We start from the raw sequence: 8,093 nt of genomic DNA, 5'->3' as shown, positions 1-8,093 counted from the left end.
CCAGCCCCCGAAGCCCAATCCCCAGCCTCCACCGCCGTCCGCAGTTCAGGCAGCAACAAAGACTGAATCCGCATGAACAACGCAAACATGACAATCCCCCCGCCAATCATCACCTGCACGTAACGAGGCGCGGTCTCGAACCCGGCAAACCGCAGGTGAATCATCCCGACCCCGCTGACAGCCAACACCGCCACCGCCAGCCAGACCCATCTGAAGAACCGCTGGAAAACCTCCACCCACAACCGCAGCCGCGCAGGCCCCTCCAGCGCGGCAACCGTTGCCGGCCGCAGCACCAGCCAGGCGAAGAACATCCCCCCGACCCAGACAAGGGCGGCCAGGACATGCAAGGTGTAGGGCAGGGCAAAGGCAAGCATCCGGATCTCCATGCGGCACAAAGGGCAATAGCGGGGTATGATAGCCGGCCCATGCGAAACACTGAAAATATATCCAGCCCTCCGGGCGCCTGCAGACCATGATCAGCAACGAACTCAAAGCCACCATCCAGGGCGCCTACTCGCGTTTCCTCGAAGCCAAAAGCCTCAAGCCACGCTACGGCCAGCGCCTGATGATCGCCGAAGTGGCCAAGGTACTCGGCGACATCGCCTGCGACGACGACGGCCGCCGTGCCGGCGAGCCCGCCGTGGTGGCCGTTGAGGCCGGCACCGGTACCGGCAAGACTGTCGCCTACAGCCTGGCCGCGATCCCTGCCGCCAAGGCTGCTGGCAAGCGCCTGGTAATCGCCACCGCGACCGTGGCCCTGCAGGAGCAGATCGTCTTCAAGGACCTGCCCGACCTGATGCGCAACAGCGGGCTGAACTTCAGCTTCGCCCTGGCCAAGGGCCGCGGCCGCTACCTGTGCCTGTCCAAGCTCGACGTCCTGCTGCAGGAAGGCCATGCCCAGTCGGCCACCGCCCAGCTGTTCGAGGAAGAGGGCTTTCGCATCGAGGTTGACGAGCGCAGCCAGAAGCTGTTCAACACCATGATCGAGAAGCTCGCCGGCAACCGCTGGGACGGCGACCGCGACAGCTGGTCCGAAACCATCGAGGACCAGGACTGGGCTCGCCTGACCACCGACCATGGCCAGTGCACCGGCCGGCATTGCCCGAACTTCCAGCAGTGCGTGTTCTACAAGGCCCGTGAAGGCATGGGCAAGGTCGACGTGATCGTCACCAACCACGATATGGTCCTGGCCGACCTGGCCCTGGGCGGTGGCGCCGTGCTGCCCGACCCGCGCGACACCCTGTACGTGTTCGACGAAGGCCACCACCTGCCCGACAAGGCCATCGGCCACTTCGCCCACTATTCGCGCCTGCGCTCCACCGCCGACTGGCTGGAGCAGACCGCCAAGAACCTGACCAAGCTGCTGGCCCAGCATCCGCTGCCGGGCGACCTTGGCAAGTACATCGAGCAGGTCCCGGAGCTGGCGCGGGAAGTCCGCGCCCAGCAGCAGTTCATGTTCACCCTCTGCGAGCAGGTGGCGGATTTCCGCGCCGGCGAGGACATGGAAGGCCGTGACCGTCCGCGCTACCGTTTCGAAGGCGGGGTGGTACCTGAGCAGATCCGCGAGGTCGGCATCGAGCTCAAGAAAGGCTTTGCCCGCCTCAACGACCTGTTTACCCGCCTGGCCGACCTGCTCAAGGAAGGCATGGATGGCGAGAACAACATTGGTATCGCCAGCCACCAGGCCGAGGAGTGGTACCCGCTGTTCGGCAGCCTGGTGACCCGCGCCCAGGGCAACTGGGAACTGTGGACCGCGTTCACCGCCGAAGATCCGGAAGACAACCCGCCCATGGCCCGCTGGCTGACCCTGGCTGAAAGCGGCGCGCTGTTTGACATCGAAGTCAACGCCAGCCCCATCCTGGCCGCCGAGATGCTGCGCAAGAGCCTGTGGAACGTCGCTTATGGCGCTCTGGTGACCTCGGCAACGCTCACCGCCCTGGGCAAGTTCGACCGCTTCCGCATGCGTTCGGGCCTGCCCCGCGATGCCGTGCAATGCGTGGTGCCCAGCCCGTTCGTGCACGGTGACGCCGGGCTGTTGCGAGTGCCCGACCTGGGCGCCGACCCACGGGATGCCACCGCCCATACCGCAGCGATCATCCGCGAACTGCCGGCCATCGTCGAGGATGCCCGTGGCGCGCTGGTGCTGTTCTCGTCGCGCAAGCAGATGCAGGACGTGTTCGATGGCCTGGACCGCGACTGGCGCAAGCTGGTGCTCATCCAGGGCAACCTGTCCAAACAGGAGACCCTCAACAAGCACAAGGCGCGGGTCGACGATGGCCAACACAGCGTGCTGTTCGGCCTGGCCAGCTTTGCCGAGGGCGTCGACCTGCCGGGTGCCTACTGCGAGCACGTCGTGATCGCCAAGATTCCCTTCGCCGTGCCGGATGACCCGGTTGAAGCCGCGCTGGCCGAATGGATCGAAGCCCGGGGCGGCAACCCGTTCATGGAAATCGCCGTGCCCGACGCCTCGCTGCGCCTGATCCAGGCCTGTGGTCGGTTGCTGCGCACCGAGCAGGACCGTGGCGTCATCACCTTGCTCGATCGACGCCTGGTCACCCAACGCTACGGCAAGGCTATTCTCAACGCACTGCCACCCTTCCGACGGGAAATCGGCTGAGCGCCGGAGCAAGATGCTAGACCCGTTGTCCATTACTCGATTGCGAGCCCATGACGGGCTCCGAAGGAGAGTCACCGCCCTATGATCCGCCGCACCCTGCCTGTCGTGTTCTCCCTGTTGTTCAGTGCGCCCTTGCTGGCCGGGCAACAGACGCTGTTCAGCTTCGTGCGCCCGGCCTCGGTGGTGAATGTCGTCACCCAGGACGCCAACCTGCCGCAGTACAACGCGGAACAGACAGCCGAAGGCGAAGTGTTGCGGCGGGTGGTGTTCAACCCGGTGGCGCAGCCGACCCTGCGCCTCGCGCCACAAGGCGGAGCGTGGGACTGGAGCGCCGGCCAGGCACTGACCCTGCGCCTGCAGAGTGGCATGGACTGGGCGCTGACTGTCGATGTAACGGTGCAGAGCAGCGACGGGCGTACCCTCACCAGCCGCATCGACCTGCCGGCCGGGCCCGCGCAGACCGTGATGATTCCGCTCAAGGCCAGTTCACCACTGAGCCAGGGTATGCGCGCCGGGCCACCGATGCCCTGGACTTTCGAGGGACAACGCCTGCTACTGACCAGCAGTGAAGGCGCGGTGGACTTGGCGCAGGTCACTTCGATCAGCCTGAGCATTCCCGGCCCCAAGGTAGCCCAGAGCCTGTTGATCGAGAAAGTCGGCCTGCAGGATGACGACCAGGCGTTCAAGGCTGCCTACAGCGAATTGATCGATGCCTATGGGCAGTCGACTCGGGGCCGCTGGCCGGAGAAGATCGTCGGCGATGAGCAGCTCAAGGCCGCCGACAACCGTGAACAGGCACAACTCAAGGCCTGGCTGGCTGAGCGCGACAAGCTCAAGCTGGACACCTATGGCGGCCTGCTCGCGGGGCCGGCCTTCGAAGCCAAGGGCTTCTTCCGCACCGAGAAGCGCGACGGGCGCTGGTACCTGGTGACGCCCGACGGGCATCCGTTCTATTCGCTCGGCGTCAATGCCGTTGCCGCCGATGGCGGGCGCACCTATGTCGCCGGTCGCGAAGGCATGTTCAAGGGCTTGCCGGGCGAGGGCGACGCCATGACCGCCTTCTACGGCGAAGGAAACAATGATGACGGCAATGCCTCGTCCCAGGGTCGGGGCTTCAAGCAAGGGCGCTGGTTCGATTTCTATGCGGCCAACCTGCAGCGCACCTACGGCAAGCCTTGTCCGCAGGATGGCACGGCCTGCCCGGCGCCGGCCTTGGACGCCCAGCGCTGGCAGGCCCACACCCTCGATCGCCTGCAGGCCTGGGGCTTCAACACCCTCGGCAACTGGAGCGACCCGGCGCTCGGCCAGGCCAGGCGCCTGCCGTACACCTTGCCGCTGTCGATCGTCGGTGACTACGCCAGCATCAGCACTGGCATGGACTGGTGGGGTCGCATGCCCGACCCGTTCGACCCGCGCTTCGCCATGGCCACCGAGCGCGCCGTGGCCATCGCCGCCCGGGATCACCGCGATGACCCCTGGCTGATCGGTTATTTCGCCGACAACGAACTGGCCTGGACCGCCCCCGGCGACGATCCCAAGGCACGCTACGGCCTGGCCTATGGCACCTTGCGCCTGACCACCGATGTGCCGGCCAAGCGTGCCTTCCTCAAGCAGTTGCGCGACAAATACCGCAACCAGCAAGGGTTGTCGAAGGCCTGGGGGATCGAGCTGACCGCCTGGGAACTGATGGAAGACCCAGGGTTCGAGGCGCCATTGCCCAATCCGGAGCACCCGGAAATCGAGCGCGACTACCAGTATTTCCAGCAGGTGTTCGCCGAAACCTATTTCAAGACCATTTCCGATGCCCTGAAATGGCATGCGCCCAACCATCTGCTGCTGGGCGGTCGCTATGCGGTCAGCACGCCTGAAGCGGTGCAGGCCTGCGCCAGGTTCTGCGATGTGCTGAGTTTCAACTTCTATACCTTGAAGCCTGAAGACGGCTACGACTTCGTCCGGTTGGCCGAGTTGGACAAGCCGGTGCTGGTCTCGGAGTTCCAGTTCGGCTCCCGCGATCGCGGTCCGTTCTGGCCAGGCCCGCTGGAAGTCGCCCGCGAGGAAGATCGCGGGCCGGCCTATGCCAACTTCCTCAAGGCCGCCATGGCCCAGCCGATGATCGTTGGCGCGCACTGGTTCCAGTATCTCGACCAACCGGCCAGCGGCAGGCTGCTGGACGGCGAGAACGGCCACCTGGGCCTGGTGGCCATCACCGACGTGAGCTACCCGGGCTTCGTCGAAGCGGTGCGCCGGAGCAACCTGCAGAGCCTCACGCAGCTACGCACCGAGCTGGACAAGCCCGCTCCCAAAAAATGAGCGCTGTCCCTGGCAGCGCTTTTGTGGGAGCGGGCTTGCCCCGCGATAGCGTCCCACCAGGGAACATGGACACCCCTGACAACCACCCAGCCATATCCAGTTTGCAAATCGCCCAACTACTGAAACAATGCACCCCTTTGCAAGCCAGGCCGTACAGAGAGGTAGTCGGGTGCAGATCCAGGGTCACTATGAGCTGAAGTTCGAGGCGGTGCGCGATGCCTTCGCCGCGTTGTTCGAGGATCCCCAGGAGCGTGGTGCCGCATTGTGCATCCAGGTCGGCGGCGAGACCGTGGTCGACCTGTGGGCTGGCAGCGCCGACAAGGACGGCCGCGAGGCCTGGCACAGCGACACCATCGCCAACCTGTTCTCCTGCACCAAGACCTTCACCGCCGTCACCGCCCTGCAACTGGTGGGCGAGGGCAAGCTGGCCCTCGATGCGCCGGTGGCGCGCTACTGGCCGGAGTTCGCCCAGGCTGGCAAGGAGCAGGTCACCCTGCGCCAGTTGCTCAGCCACCGCGCAGGTCTGCCGGCCATCCGCGAGCTGCTGCCGGCCGAGGCGCTGTATGACTGGCAGGCCATGGTCGATGCCCTGGCCGCCGAAGCGCCCTGGTGGACGCCCGGCAGCGAACACGGTTACGCGGCGATCACCTATGGCTGGCTGATCGGCGAGTTGATCCGCCGCGCCGACGGTCGCGGCCCGGGCGACTCGATCGTGGCCCGCACCGCCCGGCCATTGGGGTTGGATTTCCATGTCGGCCTGGCCGACGACGCGTTCCACCGCGTGGCGCATATCGCCCGCGGCAAGGGCAACCCCGGCGATGCCGCGGCCCAGCGCCTGCTGCAGGTCACGATGCGCGAGCCCGAGGCCCTGTCGACCCGGGCTTTCACCAACCCTCCGGCAATCCTCACCAGCACCAACAAGCCCGAATGGCGGCGCATGCAGCAACCAGCGGCCAATGGCCACGGCAACGCCCGCAGCCTGGCGGGCTTCTATGCCGGCCTGCTCGACGGCAGCCTGCTGGAGTCCGAACTGCTTGACGAACTGACCCGCGAGCACAGCCTCGGCCAGGACCGCACCCTGTTGACCCAGACCCGCTTCGGCCTGGGCTGCATGCTCGACCAGCCAGAAGTGGCCAACGCCACTTTCGGCCTTGGCGCGCGGGCGTTCGGCCATCCCGGCGCGGGCGGCTCGGTCGGCTTTGCCGACCCCGAACACGACGTGGCCTTTGGCTTCGTCACCAATACCCTGGGCCCCTATGTACTGATGGACCCGCGCGCTCAACGCCTGGTGCGTGTCCTTGGCAGTTGCCTTTGATCGGGTAACGCGGGTATTGACCGGACCCTTTGACTATCCTCAATGCCAACGCCTGATGGGTATGGGCAAAATTTCTTTCTATTTCATGGTGTATCGCTGATGTCTTCACATAAAACCTTAGCACTCGCCCTGTGCCTGGCCATGACCGGCTGCGCCAGCCACTCCCAGGACGCTTCCAAGGACAGTGGCCTGAACTGGTGGCCCTTTGGTTCGGACAAGGTCGCCGACAAGGAAGTGAAGGAGGCTGTCGTCGAAAACGTCGCCAAGGCCGATGCCAAGTCCGAGAGCGCCAGCCGCTGGTGGTGGCCGTTCGGTAGCGACGAGAAAAAAGACAAGGTCGCGGCGGTTCCGAAGATCGACCAGAAGGCCACCCAGGCTTGGCTCGACCAGTACGAACCGAAGGTCCGCGAAGCGATCAAGGGCAGCAAGTTCGAACTCGAACGTCGTGAAGATGTGCTGGCGGTAACCATTCCGGTGGACAGCGCCTACAACCCGGACCGTCCGAACATGCTGCTGCCGGTCACCCTCGGCCCGATCACCCAGGTGGCCAAGGCCATTGAGACCGACACCAAGACCGCGGTGCTGATCCTCGGCCACGCCGACAGCAGCGGTGCCACCGCCGCCAACCAGAAGCTCAGCCTCGAGCGCGCAGCTTCCGTGTCGGCGATCTTCCGTCTCAGCGGCCTGCAGCGTGACCGCCTGATGCTCAAGGGCATGGGCTCGGTGATGCCGCGCGCCGCCAACGACAGCGCCGAGGGCCGTGCCCTGAACCGACGCGTCGAGCTGCTGCTGACCCCGCAGAACACCATGGTCGCGCTGCTGGCCAAGTACCAGCAGGCCGCCCCGGCGCCAGCCCCGACGGCGATGGTCGCCACCCAGGATGCCAAGGCTCCGGCGGCCAAGCCAGCCGCCAAGGCCGCTGCCAAGCCAGCTGCGAAAAAGCCGGCCGCCAAGGCCAAGGCGCCGGCCAAGGCCAGCACCAGCGCGAAGAAGAAAGCCGCTCCGGCCAAACCTGCCGCGAAGAAGGCCGCCACCGACAAGAAAGTCGCCGCCAACAGCCCTGCGAAGACCAACTGATCGTCAAGGAAACGCAGTCATGACCCAATCCCTGGCCGATATGCGCCGCGACTACACCCGTGATGGCCTGGCCGAAGCCCAGGCCCCGGGGGAGCCGTTCGCGCTGTTCCACCACTGGTTCGCTGATGCGGTGAAGACCGAACAACTGCCGGTGGAAGCCAACGCCATGACCCTGGCGACCGTCGACGCCGACGGCCGCCCGCATTGCCGGGTACTGTTGCTCAAGGCCCTCGATGCCCGAGGCTTCACGTTCTTCACCAATTACGAAAGCGCCAAGGGCCAGCACATCGCGGTGAACCCGTTCGCGGCCATGACCTTCTTCTGGCCGGCGCTGGAGCGCCAGGTGCGAATTGAAGGGCGGGTGGAAAAGGTCACGGCCAAGGAGTCGGACGATTACTACCAGGTACGCCCGCTGGGCAGCCGCCTGGGCGCCTGGGCGTCGCCGCAGAGCCGGGTGATTGCTGACCGTGAGGAGCTGGAAGGGCTGGTCAAGGCCACCGAGGCGCGCTTTTCCGATACGCAACCGCATTGCCCGGAACACTGGGGCGGCTACCGCCTGGTGCCGGAGCGTGTCGAGTTCTGGCAGGGGCGAGCCAGTCGCCTGCACGACCGGCTGAACTTCCGGTTGGTCGATGGCCAGTGGTTGCGCGAGCGCCTGGCGCCCTGAGGTGCTGGGGCTGCAAAGGGAAGTGTCAGATTTTTTGTGTGCGGGCCGGTAACGGCCTGCCGTCAGGCAGGCCCTGACTTTCACCAGGTCGGCCTGATGAACCGATC

6 protein-coding genes are annotated in these 8,093 nt (G+C 65.7%); 5 read left to right on the top strand and 1 reads right to left on the bottom strand.

Annotated features, from left to right (window positions below; genetic code table 11):
• Positions 1-374: CopD family protein (locus tag CC207_RS17875; RefSeq protein WP_088852505.1), on the bottom strand; the 374-nt coding region annotated here is incomplete at its 3' end.
• A gap of 98 nt (positions 375-472) precedes the next feature.
• Between CC207_RS17875 and dinG the strand changes: the two genes are divergently transcribed.
• From dinG to pdxH, 5 genes are all read left to right on the top strand, one after another.
• A complete protein-coding gene (gene dinG, locus CC207_RS17870; protein WP_088852504.1) occupies positions 473-2,617 on the top strand; it encodes an ATP-dependent DNA helicase DinG in 2,145 nt (714 codons plus the stop codon).
• Between the two features lie 81 nt (positions 2,618-2,698).
• Positions 2,699-4,927 (top strand): beta-galactosidase, encoded by a 2,229-nt coding sequence (locus CC207_RS17865; RefSeq protein WP_088852503.1) that lies wholly within the window; start codon positions 2,699-2,701, stop codon positions 4,925-4,927.
• Positions 4,928-5,096: 169 nt separating this feature from the next.
• The gene (locus CC207_RS17860) at positions 5,097-6,242 is read left to right on the top strand and encodes an EstA family serine hydrolase (protein ID WP_028692128.1); all 1,146 of its coding nucleotides are present in this window, start codon (positions 5,097-5,099) and stop codon (positions 6,240-6,242) included.
• Between the two features lie 99 nt (positions 6,243-6,341).
• Positions 6,342-7,319 (top strand): OmpA family protein, encoded by a 978-nt coding sequence (locus tag CC207_RS17855; RefSeq protein WP_028692127.1) that lies wholly within the window; start codon positions 6,342-6,344, stop codon positions 7,317-7,319.
• A gap of 19 nt (positions 7,320-7,338) precedes the next feature.
• A complete protein-coding gene (gene pdxH, locus CC207_RS17850) occupies positions 7,339-7,986 on the top strand; it encodes a pyridoxamine 5'-phosphate oxidase (protein WP_028692126.1) in 648 nt (215 codons plus the stop codon).
• The last annotated feature ends 107 nt before the right edge of the window (positions 7,987-8,093 follow it).

Origin of the sequence: Pseudomonas sp. DrBHI1 (assembly GCF_002205115.1) — a bacterium.
Taxonomy (GTDB): domain Bacteria; phylum Pseudomonadota; class Gammaproteobacteria; order Pseudomonadales; family Pseudomonadaceae; genus Aquipseudomonas; species Aquipseudomonas mosselii.
The sequence above is the reverse complement of the archived record's forward strand: the minus strand, read 5'-3'. Positions and strand labels throughout refer to the sequence as shown.